This is a genomic window from Candidatus Saganbacteria bacterium (assembly GCA_016223245.1).
Classification (GTDB): Bacteria; Margulisbacteria; WOR-1; order XYC2-FULL-46-14; family XYC2-FULL-37-10; genus JACRPL01.
The window spans coordinates 39,414-57,262 of sequence record JACRPL010000005.1 but is presented as its reverse complement, the minus strand read 5'-3'; the positions used below and the strand labels follow the sequence as shown (position 1 = coordinate 57,262).

The following is a 17,849-nucleotide window of genomic DNA, read 5'->3' as shown; positions in this document are numbered from 1 at the left end:
TCGTGTATTGCAGAGTCGTGTGCGGGAAATCCGCGAGTACGGTTCATTTAGGGGCTTTGAGATGAATTTATTAACATCAAGGGGTCTACTATGAAATTGTTTTCCCCGCTATTGTTAGTCCCGATATTTTTAATGATGCCTTATTGGGCGGAGAGGTCTTTTGCCGAGCCCGCGGCTTTTATAGGGCAGGACAAGTGCTTTGACTGCCACGATGAAAAGAAAGATCTTTGGCTTAAAAATCCGCACAATAATAAAACCAATAAATCCGCTTGCGAAGCATGCCATGGCCCCGGCGGCGCCCATCAAGAAACAATGGACAAAACAAAAATAATAAATCCAGCCAACTTGGATTCGGACGCTGTCATTAAGCTTTGCGGCGCATGCCACTTTTCAAAAGGCGGAAAACTAGACCAGTCGGTATGGGGAAAATCGATCCATGCGCAATCGGGTTTCAGCTGCCTTAATTGCCATGATCCCCATAAGGCCGAAAACCCCAAACTTCTTGTAAAATCCGCCCCAAAAGAAGTTTGCTACCAATGCCATGATGATAGAAAGAAAGTATACGAAAAACGAGCGCATGGAAAAAATAATGTCCAATGTTCGGATTGCCACGCTCCGCACGGCTCGATCTATGATAAGCTGCTGAAAAAAGATTCCGAAGGCGAACATTTCTGCCAAGCTTGCCACAAACTGGAACCTCACCATTTTCTCTCGGCAAAGGCTACAATCAAAATGCTAAAGCTTGGCTGCACTAACTGCCATATGCACAATTCGAACGAAGAATATTACCTGAAATTCAAAAAGGAGGATCTATGCATCCAGTGCCACAAAGATTATTATTGAAAAAAAAATGGAATTGTCTTTTGTGCTCGGAACCTGAGACTGAAGTCTCGGTTCCTCGCAAAATTAGAAGAAATATTGTAACCGCGAATTCATTCGTAGGTTACAGCATTGTCTTGCTCACGATTCTTATATTGTTTTCAGGTGCGGCATATGCCGCCGACCAAAGCAGCGCAGTTTTTGAGATCGGAAAAAAACAGCTTTCACAAGACAAGGGGTTCTTCGAAAAAGTAGGGCTTTTCTTGTTCGGATCAAAAGGCGTCGAAGACGGATTTTCAACTGTCACAGGCGTCGCGGTCGATCAAGACGACAATATATATTTAGCCGATTCCGAAAAGGGCAGGATCGTTGTATTAAATGAAAAAAGGATCGCAAAACCGAATGATATCGGGCGCAATATATTGAAAGACCCGATCGGAATTGCGGTTGATAGCTCAAAGAAGATATATGTGACCGATTCGATGTTAAATGAATTATTCATTTTCGATCCTGAAGGCAATCTTGTGAAATCTATTGCTGGATCTGGCACAGAGTCGGGCAAATTCCAAAGGCCGTCGGGAATATTGGTCGACGAAAAAGCTGGAAGAATAATCGTATCCGATACCGGGAACCATCGGCTCCAAATATTCGACGCGAACGGCGAATTTGTTTCTTTTTTGGGGCATGAAGGCGGCGGGAATTCCGAATTCAAATATCCGACATTTTTGGCGAAAGATCCTAATGGGCGGACATATGTTGTCGATACGATCAACAGCAGGGTCCAGATATTCGACCAAAGATTAAAATTTCTTTCGAAGTTCGGCGACCATGGCGATGCGCTTGGATTTTTTGGGAGGCCAAAGGGCATTGCGATAGATAAAGGAGGCCGAATTTATGTTGCGGATGCAATATTCAATGTGGTTTCTGTTTTTGATAAAGATAATAAGGCAATGATGCTGCTTGGAAAGGAATCAAATTTGAAAACTTCGCTCTATTCTCCAATGGGGATCGCTGTTAATTCAAAGGGTGTAGTTATTGTTGCAGATTCGCAGAACAAGCGGCTTGTCGGGTTTAAAATAAATTTTTGAATAAACTGAAATTTTTCATTATAAGTTTCGATAAATATATGGAGGAGATAAGTTAATGCGTAAGCTGGTTCTTGTTTTATTCATTGCCATTTTCTTCTTATCCGGAATATCTTTCGGCGGGATCATTGGCTCCGTTCATGATCTTAAGGGGAAAGCCGCATTCGGTAATCTCCAAGAAACCTGCAAAGTTTGCCACGTCCCGCACCAAAGCGCTACATCAACTTATCTCGCCCCATCGGGCAAAGTTTACGCCGGTGGGAATATCACAACTTACGGCGGATCTGTTGGCCAACCGACGAATTCGTCGGCCATTTGCTTAAGCTGTCATGACGGGGTGCTTGCGCCGTCGGTCGGGTCAAATTCGACAGACTATTCCCACAGCCATCCATTCTCCGTCACTTATCCTACAAAACAAGGATACAATTCGTCTGTCGGCGGAAAGATCACGGGCTCTTACGGCTCTCTTCCGCTTGAAGGATCGGCCAAAGACAGGCTCGAATGCGCTACCTGCCATAACCCGCACGAAAAAGGCACAAGCGGAGGGTTTTTGCGCATCGAAAATACGAACAGCAACCTTTGCTTAACCTGCCACCAAAAATGAAATGGCACAATATGCGCCAAAATCCCTCTATGTAATTTGCGCCGCGATATGGCTTATTTGGCAGTCAGCATCGCAGGCAGGGCTTTCTGGGCAGGTAAAATATTCCTACGAAACAAATTATCTTGATTCCAGCCTGACCCAGCAGATATTTGCGCAGGATTATCTTGCAAATTTAAGGGGATATGTCATTGAGGACAGGATCGGCTCGTACGGGCTTTCGTTCCAATATCAGCGCGGCGCCGCGGAATTAAAGAACTTCACGTTTACGAATTCGCTCAATTTTCGCGACGCGCTGCGCTTATCAACTTCATTTTACAGGAAAGATTATGCCAATTTGCTCTACGACAACAATCCGATAGCTGATAACCGCACATCGATTTTCGCCTCATATTACTTGCCGAACTTGCCCGTATTGACCGGAGGCTTTGAGATCGGAAGCGCAAGAGCTGCAACAAGCGAAGGGATAAACAAGAACGATAAAAAAGGAGAGCTTGGCATAAGCTATTCTATCTTTTCGCAAAACTTCAGCGCCCGATATGTGCGGAGCAGTCTTTACGATGATACATACTTTTCGACCGGAGCAAATCTTGTAAATCGCGACAATCTTTTGACTTTCAACCAATCAGGGGCGGTAGGGGATCGGATCGCTTATACCGGAAGCTATTCAAACCAGCAGATATATAACCAAGTAGGAAGCTCCTCCATCTATAACCAAAAACTTGAGCATTTATCGGCAACGTCGACTATTAAGCTGACGCCTAATATTAACATCAACCCCGAATATTTGGATACTGTTAATTTGGTCGATTATGACATGCCCGCAGGGCAGAAGAACTACCAGAGGTCAAAAAAAATAGGGGCGTCAATAAGCATCCAGCCTGTGAATTACTTGGAATTTATTTTTAATTACGGTACAGGCAGCGTTAACATGGCCGACCAATCAAGCGATAGGTCGCAGGGGTTGGTATCTAGGCGGTCGTCTGTCAGTTTTAACTTTGCAAAAAAACTTTATTTGAACGCTGATTACAGGGACGAAACCTATTCGGGCGCTAACGCAAACGGGAAAGCTTTGTATCTTGACGGGTATTTGAGTTACCTTATAGAAGAAGGAATTAAGCTTACATACAAAAGGACTCTGAACAGGTTTAGCGGAGAAGTTTTTACCCTTGCGTCAAGCAGCGCCAAGAACCAGGATTTGAATGATTGGATAGTTGGCATCAATTTGGCTAACAATTGGTATATTGAAGGCGACGTATCTGTCACGACGGTCAATACTTACAATTACAGGGGCGTAGCCGCGGCTGTAAGCTATGCTCCAGTTCCGCAAAATGTTCTTGAATTGCGCCATGAAGAGAAATTTGGCAATGAAATTACGCAAACCGTGAATTATACAATCGATTCGTTCAAAGCCAATCTATCGAGAAATGGGTTTACCTTGAACGAACAATTATCGCTTGTGCGCAGTAAAACGACAACCGATACAGCGATCACGGATCAATATGGAATTAGGAATTTAACTGATGTAAACTATAGGTTGGGCGATTCAACGATCAAATTCAGCATTAATTCAGAAAGGAGGGACCAAAACTCAAGTGCATATACTAGAATGTACTCATCCTTTGAAAGGAATTTCTAATAAAGCCTTTCTGCTCGCACTTTTTATTGCAGCGTCTTTTTTCTTGTCGGGCTTGGTCTGGCCTCGCGCCCCCGAAACGCCAAAGATCGAGTATCTTTATAGTTTCTCTAAGCCCGAAGACTTAAAGATCGAAAAGAAATCCAAAGATAAATTGTTTGACTTTATTTTTGGGCTAGGGCGCGGGCAAAACGATAATATCGTCCGGCCGCAGGGGATATATGCCAAGAATAATATTATATATGTTACCGATACCGGCCTTGGGGCTGTCCATGTATTCGACCTGTCGAAGAAAGAATATTTTAAGATCAAGAAATTCGGAAATACCGAGCTTAAGCTCCCTGTTTCCGCCGCGTCGGACGATAATGGGAACATTTATGTCGCCGATTCCGGATTGAACAAGGTTTTGCTCTTTGATGGCGCGGGGAACTATAAAAGCGAAATAGGCCGCGGCATATTTTCCAGGCCATGCGGTATAGCGATCGACAGCGTTCTGAAGCGAATTTATGTCGTAGATGCCATTTCGGGGCTTGTCGATGTCTTCAACAGCGACCACGATTTTGTGGCAAGTTTTCCGAGTACAAAAGAAGGCCTTAATCATCCGACGTATATAGTGCTTGACCAAAAGTCTAATATTTATGTAGTCGATTCGCTTAATTTTCGCGTCCAAGTATACTCACCGGAAGGGAAAAAGAAAAGCGAATTCGGAAAAATGGGGAGGGCTCCCGGATCTTTTTCACTGCCTAAGGGGATAGCTATCGATTCCAATAAAAATATCTATGTAACCGATTCATCTTTCGATAATGTGCAGATCTTTAACGGAAAAGGCGGACTGCTTCTGTTCTTTGGCGAATCCGGCAATAAAGAAGGGGAATTTTGGGTCCCAGCTGCAATTTCGATAGACGAGAGAGATCATATCTATGTCGCGGATTCATATAACAATCGAGTACAGGTATTTAGGTTTATCAAATGAAAAAAAATGTTGAATTAATAATTATAATCTTGGTGTTTTCCTCATGTTCTGTTATGGCAGAAATAAAAGGAACAAAACATGACCTGTCGGCGTCGGGTATCGGGACATACAAAGCGGCAGCCGAAACACAAATTTGCGTTTTTTGCCATGTCCCGCACGGATCAAGCGCGGCGGATCCTCTGTGGAACCATGCCTCCACTGTCCAATCTTTTACGCCGTATAACCAATCGGTCAGTTTAACGCTCAAATCAAATCCCGGACAGCCCGATGGCGCTTCAAAACTTTGCCTTGGATGCCACGATGGAACCGTTGCTGTTGGTTCAACAACCTCTATGGGCATTATTTCCGGGTTAGCCGCAAACATTCAAGGATCCGCAAATATCGGGACAAATCTTTCGGGCAGCCATCCAGTCTCATTTGTATACGATAATAATCTTGCCGTCCTAAATGGGGAACTTGTAAATCCTTCAAATCTAACAGGCCAAGTAAAACTGGACAAAAACTATAAACTCCAATGCATCACTTGCCATGATCCGCACGATAATACCAATGGCAAATTCCTGGTGAAACAAAACTCTGCGGGCGCATTGTGCATGACATGCCACGATAAAACGGGGTGGAACTCGACGATACATAAGACATCGCCCGCAATGGCCGCAAACGGGTGCAGCAGCTGCCATACTCCGCACGCGGCATCGGCTGTGCCCTTGTTAAAAAATAACCAGACTAATTTGTGTTATACATGCCATAGTTCAAGCGGTCCTGGGCCTGTCGATATCAAATCCCTATTGCTTGGGACATCAACCTTTATCGGGGCAGGGTCCGCCGGAAGCTATACGACGGTAAACTCGCATCATGATCTATCTTCATCCGACCAATCTTACAGCGGTTCGAAATTAGCATGCGGGAACTGCCATAATTCGCACGCGGCAAAACAAAGGACCAACACTGCCGGGATGATAGAGACTTTGATCGACCCTAAAGATCGCGCAACCGTTTGGTCAGGTGCCGGGGCAACAGACTATAGGGGATCGATAATAAACTTTTGCCTGTCGTGCCATAGCGGCACATTCCCAAATTCTGTTTCAAATCCGAACCAATCAATCGCTCCTTCAAGCCAAATGATAAATATTGGAACGTCCTACCAGACTGACAGGCATGGGAATGGTTCCGCGAGGCCTTCGGCAAATAATCCATCCACTGCAGTCTTGGCTATGGCATGTACCGATTGCCATAATCCGCACGGATCACATTATAACGACCAAACCTGGGACAGCAATTTGTATAGCATTATTGATATCGTTGATGGGACAAAATATGCTGACAACGGAGCCCAGTCGGGACCGCCGTACAATTGGCCCTATATTGCGCCGACCCAATCGATAGGTGTTTCAAAAAATGTCAGGATCAATCCAAATAAGATAAATACGGCAGGCGATGCCAATAATTTGAACAGCCTATGCTCCGCCTGCCATTCAAAAACAAGCGGCCCTGGAGGCGTTGCTCATATAAATAGTTTTAGCAGCTGCACATCATGCCATCATCATGGAAATCCAATTACAGCCGGAGGGCTTTAACTAAGGCTTAGGTTTGATGTCGTGGCATATTGTGCAATCTACTTGTGATGATCCGCCCTTCAGATCTGTTCCATGGCAAAAAGTTGCGCATGACGAGCTAAAATCATCTTTATGTAATATTCCATGGAAATTTTTATCTCCCGGTGATAACCATTTTGGGTTATATGTAATATGCTGTACAGGGTATGGGGCATGGCATGAGGTACAAGTTGTCCATGCTTTTGATTTGTCAAAATGGCAGCTTTCGCAATTCCCGCCGTCGGCACCCAATTTCATGACCCAAGTTTCTGGATTATAATATTTTGTTAGTAAGAAACCGGAATGCATTATCGGATTTATCGGAGAATATGCGGCCCATGCCGGCACATGAGAGGCAGGTTTTCCGGTAGGGCCGTCGTGGCACTTGAAACATGTGGGCAATTCGGTCCCATCGGGCCAGTTTGTTTTCTTTTTATTGCTGTCGCCGATGCTGTGGCAAGTTTCGCATCGTGGCGTTCCATTAGCTTTAACATATAGTCCGTGACCGGAGTCTTCTGCCCATCCGTTTCCGTTGTGGGGCACTTTGCCGAAATTGTTTCCTTCGGCGTGGCATGTCGCGCATCCGGGAATTATTGCCGTTCCGTCAAAGCTATCTCCATGGCATTGTTTACAGGCATTAAATCCGTTCTGGCCAACATCAAGCCTATGCTTCCCGCCATTGTCCGCATTTGTCCAATCGTCCTGTAAATGGCTATTGCTATGGCATTTTGTGCAAGAAGGAATGGTTTTTTGTTTTCCGGTATATTGGTCCAGAACATCTTTATCATTTGAAAATCCATGGCATTTTACGCATCTTTTCCCTGCAACATCCAATCTTGAAACCCCAAGCTCACTCGCTCCATCGGTTAGGTGAGCCTTATGTTTTTCTAATGGATCTTTATGTTCAAATTTTCCATAAAATCCAGCATGGCAGGACGAACATCCTTTTATAACTTGAACATCTCCTTGTGTTTTACCTGCGAGCGCCGGATATTTTCCATGGCAAGGTGTGCATTTATTTGTAAAAAGATAGTCTGGATGAGATCCGCTATCTGTTTTCGATGTCAGCTTCCAATTTGCTATGCCCCAGTGCATCAGCGTTCCCACTTGGATCGGGGCGGTATGGCATTCGGTGCAAAGATTAGGATTTCTTTCTTTTCCGTCAGCGTCAAAAAATACTGTTTGCGGCTTTTCCGTATCGCCTAATGCATGGCATGTTTGGCAAGGCTTGGTGCCGCGTGTTTTTGCCTGATCGCCGTGCGATCCGATCACCTCTTCAATTGATGAGTGGTCCGTAAAACCAAATGTCCCGCCATCATGGCATGATCTGCATCCAGGTTTTCCATCTTTAACTTCTTTTAAATCTTCATGGCATTTTATGCATTGAGCAACCCCATTGTTTTTTAATATCTCAACTTTGTGCAGTTTTTCAAAATCTTTAGCATGCGGGAAATCGTGGCACGAAAAACATGAAACGACGTCTTTCTTCCCCCGCAGGTCTGCGCCATGGCATGACGCGCAGGACAAGAGATTGAAATCCGTTGTTTTTAAATATTCTCCGTGGAAGTTAGGCGATTTTGGATCCGCCCATCCGATCTGGCTGTGGACTTTTGTTAAGCTGACCGATGTTGCTCCTTGCGGACCGCACGAAACAAAGCCTATTGCAGGTAAGTGCATTAATGCGGCTAATGCCAGCTTAAGTCCCGTTCTTCCAATTCTTTGGGCAATGATCATTTTTTATTTATTCCTCCGGGATGGCACTGGAAGCATCTTTGTCCTATTCCATGACATGCCGAGCAATATTCGGGATCCTGTTTTGCCTGCGGACCGTGAGCCCTCATAAAATTTGGCGCAAAGTGCTCATTCGGCATTCTTTTATAACTCGCATGGCAGCTTGCGCAAAATGTCCTTGTATCATGGCAAGAAGTGCAGTCGATCATTTTTTTCCTTGCATCGAGCATATGAAGAAATAATCTATAGTTTGGATCGGGCCTTCCGGTTTTTAAATGGGATTCAGGCGCCAAACTTGGCTTTGCATGGCATGTTGCACATGCTTTAACTTTTGGGCTTGAATCATGGCATTGTCCGCATTGTTCTTTCTTTATTGGACCGGGCTTACCGTGGTCTTGAGGCCAATTTTCTGGATGTGGCCTTCTTGCCATTTTTTTATCTTTTATTTCGTGACACTCAACGCAAGTGGTTCCATTTGGATTATGTTTCGGAAATTGGCCTTTGTGCCCTGTTTTTGGGTCATCTGGCAGGGCGTGGCAGTTTGTGCATCTGGTCCCTGTTTCAGGGTGGATATCGTCGTCATGGCAGCCTAAGCAGTTTTGCTTATTCGGCAAGAATTCTTTTCCGTCTTTTGATGGATGGCAATCTGAACAAGTGTCGTGCTTTTCATGGGGGAAAAAAGGGACCCATAGTTCGAGCGGCGGCTGGCCTTTTTCAGGAGGCTTTGTTGTTTTGTGGCAAGCGGAACATTTGTCTTCATCATTAAGGTATCCTTTATGTTTTGGGAATCTTTGTATTGCGAGCGCACGGTCTATTTTATTGAAGATTTCGAATATCTGCCCGTCGCCCATTATTTTTTCTCCTTCGAAAATATATTTGCGTAATAAAAAGTTAACCCTGCTTGAAGCAACGGGTCAATAACGCCGTCAACATTCTTCCTGAATGCTCCGGAGGCGTTAAGGACGAAATTAGAAGCGAATTCCCATCTAACCGATCCGCCCGCATAATAGGCGCGGTTACCATTAAATTGCGCGTCATCATAAAAATATGCGCTTCCGTTCACGCTTATTGTTAACCGATCTTTGATATTAAAGTCATATCCTGCATGGGCTTCGGTATAATTCAGGTATGGAACGCTGCTTCCGCGAGAAACTATCGAGCCTATATTTGCACCATGAAAAGTTATGTCGCCGCTTACGGTATTTACGGTATCGGATTCGAATCTTGTCTGCCCGAAATTCAAAGCTAGTTTAAGTTTATCCGCCCTATATTGTGCCCTGGCCAGTATTTTGTAGTAGGGAAAGTGCGGGAAAGTGTTAAAAAATGATCCGGGTTCAAATGTTGGATCAACTTTTGTGCCTTCTGTCCCAAGCCTTAGACCTTTGGTTAATTGATAATCCGACCCAAGCTGTAGTCTTACAACTGTATTATTTAACGGATCATATTCATTGGAAGTCCTGATCTCAAGTGAATCAAAGCTCTCATTCATTGCTTGGAAGCCAAGCCGCTTTCGTTCAGGTTCGCGGTCGCCATCTAATACTTCATGGTAATTCAAGTTCAAGAATGTGTTTCCGATATCTGCCGTTGCTATCGCGCCAAAAGCCAATTTTTTGCCGATCTTCAAAGTCGTTTTTTCCGGTTTAAATCCGCCAAATCCTGTCAACGATAGATCTCCCGATTGGGAGTGGACAGTAGCTTGTCCGCCATCGACAATGCCATAAGTTCTTCCGACAAGCACGGGGAATCTTCCAACTTTAAAATCAAAATGGCCGTCAGATAAGTCCTGCGCGCCAAAACTTAGTTCATAAGGACGAAAGCCTTCTGGATAAAATGGGTTTACAGCGCCTGAAACGTGCTTTGCATAATCGGCATTAATATTAAGTTGCCATTTATCGTAGGTCCCGCGGAGCCTGAACGATGTCGTGCTTTCAACAGTCTTTCCGCTGTTTAAAGTCTTTTCTTTAAAATCAGGGGTCAAAACTTCGTCTTTTACGACAGAAGTCCCAGCTTCAAAGTAGAATGTTATTGGTTTTGAGCTTACAGCTCCCGCATCCATATCAGCCATGTATTGCTTCCTTTATGAGCCGTATATATATCTTAAAATTCAGGGGAAAATTTCACTGTTTTTAGAATGTTTTCTATGGTAAAATCGATTTAACAAACCGCGAGCCGTGCCTGCCGGCAGGCAGGGTTCACTCGCAGGTTTGCTTGCGACCAGCGGCTAAATCCCGATGTGGGAATCGGGACAAGCGTCGCGGTTAAGGAGGCAAATAAATGGCAAAAGATAAGATATTCTATTCAAATTTCGTCGAGCTAAAATCTTCGAATACCGAGGTTATTTTTGACTTTAAGATGGTTAAATCTGTAAGTGGCACAACCGTAATTCCAGATAATACAGTGGGATTTCAGGTCGCACTTCATCCATCGGTCGCGGAATCGGTATTGAACGGCTTGAAGAACGTTATGGAAGGGTATAAGAAAAAATAGAGTCCAGATCCTCGCCTGCTTTTTTAAGCAGAGCTTCGGCATAATCAATATTATGGACGCCTTTGGCATCTTTGACGAAGTAATAATTGTATTTGGCTTCGTTATATAGGGTCAAGCTTTTTATGTACTTTTTATCTTGTTTTTCTTCGTAAGCGGCAAGAATGTCCTTTGCTTTTGCAAGCTTTGACTCTATCTCATTTAATGATTTGTCCATTTGTTCTTTCCAGCTGTCAAGTACCGACTCATAAGCTTCGGCATGGCATCCGCTGCAGCTTTTTTGCGTGGTCTTGTAGGTCTGCCCTTTAAATAATACGTCATCGGGTGCAATAGTCGGCGTTATATGGCATCCGGCACAGTCCACTTGGTGGGTGAACATCGGGCTTGGTTGATCAGAAACGCCCTTGCCGCCTATTCCCATATACATCTCCCGTACGCCGCCGTGTTTTTTTGTATGGCAAACCGTACATTGGCTTTCTAGAAGGTAAATAACACGGCCAAGCTGATGTTTTATCTCGGAATGGCACCTAATGCACTCGATCTTATGGTCGGCAACATGATTTTTGTGGATAAATGTCGTGTCATTGTATTTGGCTATCCTGTCGGGCTGGTTGTGGCAATCTAAGCATTTATCTTTTGATGTTGTCCCTTCTCCGATTATCGAATCAGAATGGCATTTTTCGCAGTTAAGCTGTTTTCCGCCGGCAAAGTCCTTGTGGCTGAAACTGAACCCTCCATGCTTGATCAGTCTTTCGGGCATTTTGTGGCAAGTGGAACATTTCGAGATCGATGGGCGTTTTCCATTTTTGTCTTTTTTGAAGTGGCAGATAAAACAAGTTGAATCCGTTACTTCAATATGCCTCCCCTGAACGATCTGTGAATGGCAGGATGTACATCGCAGCTGCTTCCCTTGCCTAAGGTTAAGCAGGTGGGGGCCATGGTCGAAAACCACATGTTCTTTGTATGTAACCTTGCCTTCCAGGAGCCTTTTCGCGTGGCAACCTCCGCGAAGGCAGCTCGAATCGTCGATCTCTGCGTAAGGCCTGGTCCCATAAGTGCGCGTCACATATTTCGCGACCTGGGACATCGATTGGAATTTTTTCCATGCGAATTGTTTTGGGGAGGCGTCAGCCGGGTAATGGCAGTCGACGCATTTGACGAAATTGTGCTTGGATGTTTTCCACGCTTGATAATAGGGTTTCATTATATGGCATGAGTTGCAGAAGGAGGGGCTTTCGCTGTAATGTGCGAATGAAAGTATGGCTAAAATAAATAATCCAAAAAGGATCAAGGCTATCTTTCCTAGGCGGGAGCGAAACAGCCGATCGAGCTTTTCTTTCATTTATTCTTTTTCCCAGGGAGGCAATATGTATATAAGGGCCGAAAGGATCACGAATGGGAGGATAGCAATAGCTATGGCAGCATATGCTTCGATGCCTATAAGATTTAATTTATATGTGGTAAATCCCAAAAAACTTTTTGAAAAAAGCTGTCCGCCGATCACGACGTTCCATCTCATGAAGAATATACCCGCCAAAGTGAGGATGGCCGATACGAAATAGAATGATTTTCGGATAGAAGGGCTCGTTTTAAATAGAAAGGTGAGAGCGAGGAGCGCCAATGGAACTATCGTTCCGACAAGTATCTGGCCTACGAACTGCGTCCAAAAGAGGTTCCCCTTCATCAATATGGACAAGACATCGAAGGATTCTTCCGCCGCGTAGATCCTATGTATCAGATCAAGCATTTCAAGAGCAAAGTCGACCAGGAAAATATTGAACAAATAGAGCCTGATCGTATCAACGCAAGGCATATCGACGGCTTTTTTCCTTAACCATTGCGTAACCATATAAACAAGCATGACCATGGCGATGCCCGAGACCATGGCGGACATCAAGAATATTATAGGCATTAAGGTGGTATTCCACCAAGGATTGGCCTTAACAGACCCAAAGATAAAGCCGACATAACCATGCAGCATGAAAGCCGATGGGATGCCGATTATTGTGATGACCCTTCCGATCTTTTCGTCCAAAGCAAGCGCTTCGCTTGATATATTCTTTGAACCCAAGGTCAATACAGTATAAAATATTTTTTTAAGGCCTTTTTCATTTGCTGACCGCAGAACGATATCTTTCCTATAATCGAACCATATCTCAAGGCATAAAACAGCCATGAGGTACCAGGCATAAACAAACCCGAACATTGCCATTGCCGATTCAAGCTTTGGCGTGAATAGTATTTCGAGTGCGCGTTCGGGGTGTCCTAAATGCCCAAGGAGGGGCAGTGTCGCGGTCGATAGAAATGCGAAAGCCGTAAGGAGTGAAAGCCTATAAGTTGCTTTTACTTCGGAAACATTAAATACGCGCGCGAGAGAGGCTAAAATAAAAGCGCCGGCAACAAGGCCCGTAATATAAGGATAAAGAACGATCAAGATCCCCCAATGGAGTTCGATGTCGTTTGGATAGATAAATCCCTGGATGAAGGGCATTATCTTTGAAAGCATTAGTGAAATTTCGCTCATTATCTGACCTCTTTGTCCATTCCGGCGTAATATGCTTTGGGCTTAGTCCCCAGATGCTGTTTTAGAACATTTATCTTTTTTGTTTTTAAGAATTTGTTTATTATGCTGTTATTGTCTTTCAGATTCCCAAAGATCCTCGTCCCGGTAGGGCAGGCCTCGACGCACATTGGCCTCAATCCCTTTGTTATCCTGTGATAGCAAAGCGTGCATTTTTCGGCGACCCTTTTTTCGGGATGGAGGAAGCGCGCTCCGTAAGGGCAGGCTTGGATGCAATACCTGCAGCCAATACAATAATCCGGATCAACAAGCACGACCCCGTCTTTTGTCTTATATGTAGCGCCGACAGGACAAACCTGGACGCATGGGGGATGCTCGCAATGGTTGCAGATCTTTGGCACAAAAAACGATTTTTTAATGTCTTTTTTGTTTTTTAATTCGGGGAACCCGTCCTTGCCTCCGTTTGGAGAATCAACTTCGATCTTATCGTCTTTTCTCTCGACATAGCGCTCGATCCAAGTCCTAAAGAAGAAGGGCTCATCCGGTACATTGTTTTCAACTTTGCAGGCTTTTACGCATTTGCCGCAGCCAATGCATTTTTCAATGTCGATCCCGTATCCCCAATAATAATCTTCCCAATCGAATTTCGCCATTTCTTCGGGCATCGCTAGTAATTTTTTTGGAAGGCTCAAGGCTAGCATCGCTAGTACTGATTTTCCGGAAAGCTCCAAAAATTCACGTCTTGATAATTTCATTATTTTAATCCTTCCATTGGATCGTGCGGGTTATGGCACTCGAAGCATTTCTGGCCCGGATTATGCGCATTATTGTCTATTTGCGGGAAGGACTTTGGCTTTGAGATGTTTCTCGAATGGCAAAGGAGGCAGTGCGATCTTTTTTTGGGGATCGAAGGCTTTAGAGAAGTTGGGTCCTCTGTATGTTTGAGAAGCGCTCCATGGCAATTTTCGCACATAACAGTTTTATGGGCATTTTTTGACCAAAGATTGACCTTGTCTTCGTGGCAATCTTTGCAGGTTGTGCTTCCGGCATAATTTCGCGGACGGTCCATGTTCTCTTTTACCGAGCCGCCTCTATAATGTCCGTATTTCCAAAAATCTTTCGGGATGAATTGTGACCTGACGACCAAGAAAACGACAACTAAAACAACTAATGCGATGACTAACCTTAAAATGTGCTCGTAATTTTTGAAATTAGACATCAATATCCCTTTGTGATAAAATTTTAAGCAGACTGGAGGATTATAGCTAGTGAAAGATTTTTTGTCAAGAATTTGGCCTGCCTGCCGGCAGGCATGGGATCTCTTCGCTTCAAACGTTTTTGCAGTCATACTGATAATTATTTTGGTGTTAATCTCGATTATCGGGACCGTCATCCCTCAACGAGAAGCCTACGAATTGTATCTAAAACTCTATGGCGAAGCCTTTGCCGGGCTCTTTGTATTTTTGGGATTAACAAATTTTTATTATTCTTTTGTTTTCAACCTAGTCTTGATATTGCTTGGATGTTCGATCTTTGTCTGCAGCTTAAAGAGGCTAACGAGCGCGTTGCGCGGGCAATTGAGCATTTACAAATGGGGTTCTTTTTTTGCGCATGTGAGCGTTCTTATTATATATCTTGGAGCTATCTACGGAGCAATAGCGGGATTTTCCGATAACATCAATATTGAAAAGGGGTCTTCCTATTTTGAGCCTCATAAGAATTTTTCCGTTAAGCTTAATGATTTTAATGCCAAGTTCGACGCAAGCGGAAGGCCAACCTCTTTTACTTCCGATCTTTCCGTTATTGACGGGAGCAAAGAAGTGCTGCGCAAAACGATCTTTGTCAATAACCCTCTGGCATATAAGGGCGTCAAATTCTATCAATCCAGTTTCGGGTTAAAAGGTGTTGTTGAAGTTAAGGGCCCCGGGGGAGTTGTGGAAAACATACCTATATACAAAGGAAGCATTTCAACTTACAAAGCCACAAATCAAATGTTCCAAGTCGAAGATATTATGCCTGACTTGCATTTGCTTCACGGGACGGCTATTGATACTTACGAAGCGACAACTCCCGCCGCTTTTATTCCGGGAATTGGCTGGCTTGTTAAAAACAAACCGATATCCGTTCAAGGGTATACATTTAAATTGATCGGAGCCACGGAATTTACCGGGCTTCAGGTGAAAATGGATCCGGGGATACCCGCGGTTTTTATAGGATTTCTATTTTTGACAATAGGAGTGGGGATTATGATATATGTTAAGCGTTGAATCGAATTTTTTATCTTATGCGATTTTATCGTATTTGATCTCAATGGTTTCATATTTCATTTATGTTTCTTTTAAAAAAGAAAATGTCGGATCGTTCGCGACGCTTATTTTATCTCTAGGTTTTATCCTTCACACAGTCTCGATAATTGCGAGGACGATCTCATCAGGGCGCCTGCCATTCTCCAATCTTTACGAATCCATGACAAGTTTTGCTTGGGGGATAATTTTGATCTATCTCGTTATCGAATTTATGTATAAACTAAAAATTATAGGGATAATAGCCGTGCCGATAGGTTTTTTGGCGGCTCTTTACGCTTCAACACTTAATAAATCGATCGAAACCTTGATGCCCGCGCTTCAAAGCAATTGGCTTTTGGCGCATGTAAGCGTTGCGATCGTCTCCTATGGAGTTTTGGCTATTTCTTTTTCAACCGCGTGTCTTTATTTGTTAAAAGAATATTTCAATTTCAAATGGCTTCCTAAAAAAGAGATGCTTGATGACCTGACTTACAAATTGATCGCTTTTGCATTCCCATTCCTGACATTGGTAATTATAACCGGTGCCGTGTGGGCGGAGCAATCTTGGGGAACGTATTGGAGCTGGGATCCCAAAGAAACCTGGTCTCTCATAACATGGCTTGTTTACTTGGGATATCTTCACGCCAGATTGATTTTGGGATGGAAGGGCAAAGTCGCGATTTGGTTTGCATTGATCGGATTTGTTGTGGTAATATTTACTTATCTTGGGGTCAATCTTTTGTTGTCGGGGCTCCACAGTTACGCGAGCTAAGAAAATTTATTAAGCAGGAGGTGAGTTGAATTGAAGAAATCCGCATTGGTCCTATTAGCGATTTTCGCATTGCAATTGGTTGCAATAGCTGCGCCAAAAGATGTAAGTTTTCCGGGTAAGACACAGTCTCCTGTAACATTCTCGCATGCAAAGCACCTTGCTGTCGCAAAGATGACTTGTAAAACCTGCCATCCTGCGATCATTGCAAAGATGAAATCAGGCGCGAACAAGATTAAAATGGCCGACATAAGTAAGGGCAAATTTTGTGGAATATGCCATAAGGAAAAAGGGAAAGCATTTGCCGTAGCCGCAAATTGCGCAAAGTGCCATGTGAAAGCAGAAAGCTGAAAGCCAAAGTTAAAAGCTAATAATTAACTCACCCCCTTAATCCCCCTCTCTTATTAAGAGAGGGGGAAACCGACGAAGTCGGAGGGGGTGAGTTGTGATATAATTATCACGTTGGAGGTGGAACAATGTTTGGACTAGGAATGCCGGAATTGATACTTATCGTAATAATTTTTATTCTTCTGTTCGGTACGGAAAAACTTCCTGAAGCCGGAAGAAGCCTTGGAAAAGCTATTCAAGAATTCAAAAAAGCCACCAAAGGCGACGAAGAAAAGAAATCATAAATTTGAATGGACGACCCCAAATTTACTCTAATCGAACATTTTGTGGAGCTTCGCGGAAGGCTTATCTACTGCTTGATCTCATTTTGTATAACGTCAGCAATTTCTTGGCAATTTGTTCCACAAATTATTAGCTTCGTTTCGCGCCCCGTAGGAAAATTGGTCTTTTTACACCCGACAGAGGCATTTATAACATATTTTAAAGTCTGCATGTGGGCAGGATTCTTTCTTTCACTTCCCGTTATTATTTATAATGTTTGGAAGTATGTTGCGCTTGGCCTATCGGATAAAGAGAAAAAGAACATATTTATTTTTGCGCCGGCGTCTTTTATATTATTTCTTTTTGGCTCGAGTTTTGGGTTCTTTTTGGCGATCCCTGCCGCGGTCAAGTTCTTGATCGACTTTGGCGCATCTTGGTCAACCCCTATGATAACAATTAATGAATATATTTCTTTTGTATCTTTATTGCTTTTAGGCTTTGGCGCAACGTTCGAGCTTCCTCTCGTATTATTCTTTCTTTCAAAATTGAAGATAGTTAACGCTGAATTATTAAAGAGATACAGGCGTCACGCGGTCCTATTTATTTTTATTGCGGCGGCCATTATTACTCCGACTCCCGATATTTTTATTCAATCCCTCATGGCTTTTCCTCTAATAATACTGTATGAGGCGAGCATTTGGCTTTCCCGCTTTGCATAAAAATGATATAATAATTTTCCTG

Annotated in this window: 19 protein-coding genes; 12 read left to right on the top strand and 7 right to left on the bottom strand. The window is 43.7% G+C overall.

Annotated features, from left to right (window positions below):
- The first annotated feature begins 90 nt into the window (after nt 1–90).
- Genes HZC34_01595 through HZC34_01570 form a run of 6 tightly spaced genes read left to right on the top strand, consistent with a single transcriptional unit; the run spans nt 91 to nt 6,691 of the window.
- Entirely contained in the window at nt 91–843 is a 753-nt protein-coding gene (locus HZC34_01595; GenBank protein MBI5700523.1) for a cytochrome c3 family protein, read from the top strand.
- Complete coding sequence (locus HZC34_01590) at nt 813–1,907, top strand: NHL repeat-containing protein (GenBank protein ID MBI5700522.1); 1,095 nt, start codon at nt 813–815, stop codon at nt 1,905–1,907. The genes HZC34_01595 and HZC34_01590 overlap by 31 nt, the downstream gene beginning before the upstream one ends.
- A 55-nt stretch (nt 1,908–1,962) precedes the next feature.
- On the top strand, nt 1,963–2,508 hold the full coding sequence (locus tag HZC34_01585) for a hypothetical protein (GenBank protein MBI5700521.1): 546 nt from the start codon (nt 1,963–1,965) through the stop codon (nt 2,506–2,508).
- Nucleotide 2,509: 1 nt separating this feature from the next.
- Nucleotides 2,510–4,144 carry a hypothetical protein gene (locus HZC34_01580; protein MBI5700520.1) on the top strand — a complete coding sequence of 545 codons (1,635 nt, stop codon included), beginning with the start codon at nt 2,510–2,512 and terminating at the stop codon, nt 4,142–4,144.
- The gene (locus HZC34_01575) at nt 4,101–5,114 is read left to right on the top strand and encodes a 6-bladed beta-propeller (GenBank protein ID MBI5700519.1); all 1,014 of its coding nucleotides are present in this window, start codon (nt 4,101–4,103) and stop codon (nt 5,112–5,114) included. The genes HZC34_01580 and HZC34_01575 overlap by 44 nt, the downstream gene beginning before the upstream one ends.
- Nucleotides 5,111–6,691 (top strand): hypothetical protein, encoded by a 1,581-nt coding sequence (locus HZC34_01570; protein ID MBI5700518.1) that lies wholly within the window; start codon nt 5,111–5,113, stop codon nt 6,689–6,691. Before HZC34_01575 ends, HZC34_01570 begins: the two co-directional genes overlap by 4 nt.
- Here HZC34_01570 and HZC34_01565 read toward each other — a convergent pair whose 3' ends face one another.
- From HZC34_01565 to HZC34_01555, 3 genes are read right to left on the bottom strand one after another with little or no spacing between them, the layout of a single operon-like run.
- On the bottom strand, nt 6,692–8,443 hold the full coding sequence (locus HZC34_01565; protein ID MBI5700517.1) for a hypothetical protein: 1,752 nt from the start codon (nt 8,441–8,443) through the stop codon (nt 6,692–6,694). It lies immediately after the preceding gene.
- A complete protein-coding gene (locus tag HZC34_01560) occupies nt 8,440–9,291 on the bottom strand; it encodes a cytochrome c3 family protein (GenBank protein ID MBI5700516.1) in 852 nt (283 codons plus the stop codon). Before HZC34_01560 ends, HZC34_01565 begins: the two co-directional genes overlap by 4 nt.
- Nucleotides 9,291–10,505 (bottom strand): hypothetical protein, encoded by a 1,215-nt coding sequence (locus HZC34_01555; protein ID MBI5700515.1) that lies wholly within the window; start codon nt 10,503–10,505, stop codon nt 9,291–9,293. Before HZC34_01555 ends, HZC34_01560 begins: the two co-directional genes overlap by 1 nt.
- A 209-nt stretch (nt 10,506–10,714) precedes the next feature.
- On the opposite strand from HZC34_01555, the gene HZC34_01550 reads away from it, so the two are divergent.
- A complete protein-coding gene (locus HZC34_01550) occupies nt 10,715–10,927 on the top strand; it encodes a hypothetical protein (GenBank protein MBI5700514.1) in 213 nt (70 codons plus the stop codon).
- Here the strand turns inward: HZC34_01550 and HZC34_01545 are convergent.
- The 4 genes from HZC34_01545 to HZC34_01530 are packed head-to-tail and all read right to left on the bottom strand — an operon-like array spanning nt 10,902 to nt 14,793.
- Entirely contained in the window at nt 10,902–12,266 is a 1,365-nt protein-coding gene (locus tag HZC34_01545; GenBank protein MBI5700513.1) for a cytochrome c3 family protein, read from the bottom strand. The genes HZC34_01550 and HZC34_01545 overlap by 26 nt on opposite strands.
- Nucleotides 12,267–13,448 (bottom strand): polysulfide reductase NrfD, encoded by a 1,182-nt coding sequence (nrfD, locus tag HZC34_01540; protein MBI5700512.1) that lies wholly within the window; start codon nt 13,446–13,448, stop codon nt 12,267–12,269.
- A complete protein-coding gene (locus HZC34_01535; protein ID MBI5700511.1) occupies nt 13,448–14,200 on the bottom strand; it encodes a 4Fe-4S dicluster domain-containing protein in 753 nt (250 codons plus the stop codon). The genes nrfD and HZC34_01535 overlap by 1 nt, the downstream gene beginning before the upstream one ends.
- The gene (locus tag HZC34_01530) at nt 14,200–14,793 is read right to left on the bottom strand and encodes a hypothetical protein (protein MBI5700510.1); all 594 of its coding nucleotides are present in this window, start codon (nt 14,791–14,793) and stop codon (nt 14,200–14,202) included. Before HZC34_01530 ends, HZC34_01535 begins: the two co-directional genes overlap by 1 nt.
- Before the next feature lie 16 nt (nt 14,794–14,809).
- Between HZC34_01530 and HZC34_01525 the strand changes: the two genes are divergently transcribed.
- The 5 genes from HZC34_01525 (at nt 14,810) to tatC (ending at nt 17,827) form a co-directional block, all read left to right on the top strand.
- Nucleotides 14,810–15,712 carry a cytochrome c biogenesis protein ResB gene (locus HZC34_01525; GenBank protein ID MBI5700509.1) on the top strand — a complete coding sequence of 301 codons (903 nt, stop codon included), beginning with the start codon at nt 14,810–14,812 and terminating at the stop codon, nt 15,710–15,712.
- Nucleotides 15,699–16,502 carry a c-type cytochrome biogenesis protein CcsB gene (gene ccsB / locus HZC34_01520; GenBank protein MBI5700508.1) on the top strand — a complete coding sequence of 268 codons (804 nt, stop codon included), beginning with the start codon at nt 15,699–15,701 and terminating at the stop codon, nt 16,500–16,502. Before HZC34_01525 ends, ccsB begins: the two co-directional genes overlap by 14 nt.
- Nucleotides 16,503–16,532: 30 nt before the next feature.
- Complete coding sequence (locus HZC34_01515) at nt 16,533–16,850, top strand: cytochrome C (GenBank protein MBI5700507.1); 318 nt, start codon at nt 16,533–16,535, stop codon at nt 16,848–16,850.
- 125 nt (nt 16,851–16,975) lie between these two features.
- Nucleotides 16,976–17,131 (top strand): twin-arginine translocase TatA/TatE family subunit, encoded by a 156-nt coding sequence (locus HZC34_01510; protein ID MBI5700506.1) that lies wholly within the window; start codon nt 16,976–16,978, stop codon nt 17,129–17,131.
- Between the two features lie 6 nt (nt 17,132–17,137).
- Nucleotides 17,138–17,827 carry a twin-arginine translocase subunit TatC gene (tatC, locus tag HZC34_01505; GenBank protein MBI5700505.1) on the top strand — a complete coding sequence of 230 codons (690 nt, stop codon included), beginning with the start codon at nt 17,138–17,140 and terminating at the stop codon, nt 17,825–17,827.
- The last annotated feature ends 22 nt before the right edge of the window (nt 17,828–17,849 follow it).

Excerpts from the sequence above, each read along its gene's own strand:
- HZC34_01510 (MBI5700506.1), top strand. The coding sequence starts at position 16,976 with ATGTTTGGACTAGGAATGCCGGAATTGATACTTATCGTAATAATTTTT.
- HZC34_01545 (MBI5700513.1), bottom strand. The coding sequence starts at position 12,266 with ATGAAAGAAAAGCTCGATCGGCTGTTTCGCTCCCGCCTAGGAAAGATA.
- HZC34_01590 (MBI5700522.1), top strand. The coding sequence starts at position 813 with ATGCATCCAGTGCCACAAAGATTATTATTGAAAAAAAAATGGAATTGT.
- ccsB (MBI5700508.1), top strand. The coding sequence starts at position 15,699 with ATGTTAAGCGTTGAATCGAATTTTTTATCTTATGCGATTTTATCGTAT.
- HZC34_01565 (MBI5700517.1), bottom strand. The coding sequence starts at position 8,443 with ATGATCATTGCCCAAAGAATTGGAAGAACGGGACTTAAGCTGGCATTA.
- HZC34_01595 (MBI5700523.1), top strand. The coding sequence starts at position 91 with ATGAAATTGTTTTCCCCGCTATTGTTAGTCCCGATATTTTTAATGATG.
- HZC34_01555 (MBI5700515.1), bottom strand. The coding sequence starts at position 10,505 with ATGGCTGATATGGATGCGGGAGCTGTAAGCTCAAAACCAATAACATTC.
- HZC34_01585 (MBI5700521.1), top strand. The coding sequence starts at position 1,963 with ATGCGTAAGCTGGTTCTTGTTTTATTCATTGCCATTTTCTTCTTATCC.
- HZC34_01560 (MBI5700516.1), bottom strand. The coding sequence starts at position 9,291 with ATGGGCGACGGGCAGATATTCGAAATCTTCAATAAAATAGACCGTGCG.
- HZC34_01530 (MBI5700510.1), bottom strand. The coding sequence starts at position 14,793 with ATGACTGCAAAAACGTTTGAAGCGAAGAGATCCCATGCCTGCCGGCAG.
- HZC34_01580 (MBI5700520.1), top strand. The coding sequence starts at position 2,510 with ATGGCACAATATGCGCCAAAATCCCTCTATGTAATTTGCGCCGCGATA.
- tatC (MBI5700505.1), top strand. The coding sequence starts at position 17,138 with ATGGACGACCCCAAATTTACTCTAATCGAACATTTTGTGGAGCTTCGC.
- nrfD (MBI5700512.1), bottom strand. The coding sequence starts at position 13,448 with ATGAGCGAAATTTCACTAATGCTTTCAAAGATAATGCCCTTCATCCAG.
- HZC34_01570 (MBI5700518.1), top strand. The coding sequence starts at position 5,111 with ATGAAAAAAAATGTTGAATTAATAATTATAATCTTGGTGTTTTCCTCA.
- HZC34_01550 (MBI5700514.1), top strand. The coding sequence starts at position 10,715 with ATGGCAAAAGATAAGATATTCTATTCAAATTTCGTCGAGCTAAAATCT.
- HZC34_01535 (MBI5700511.1), bottom strand. The coding sequence starts at position 14,200 with ATGAAATTATCAAGACGTGAATTTTTGGAGCTTTCCGGAAAATCAGTA.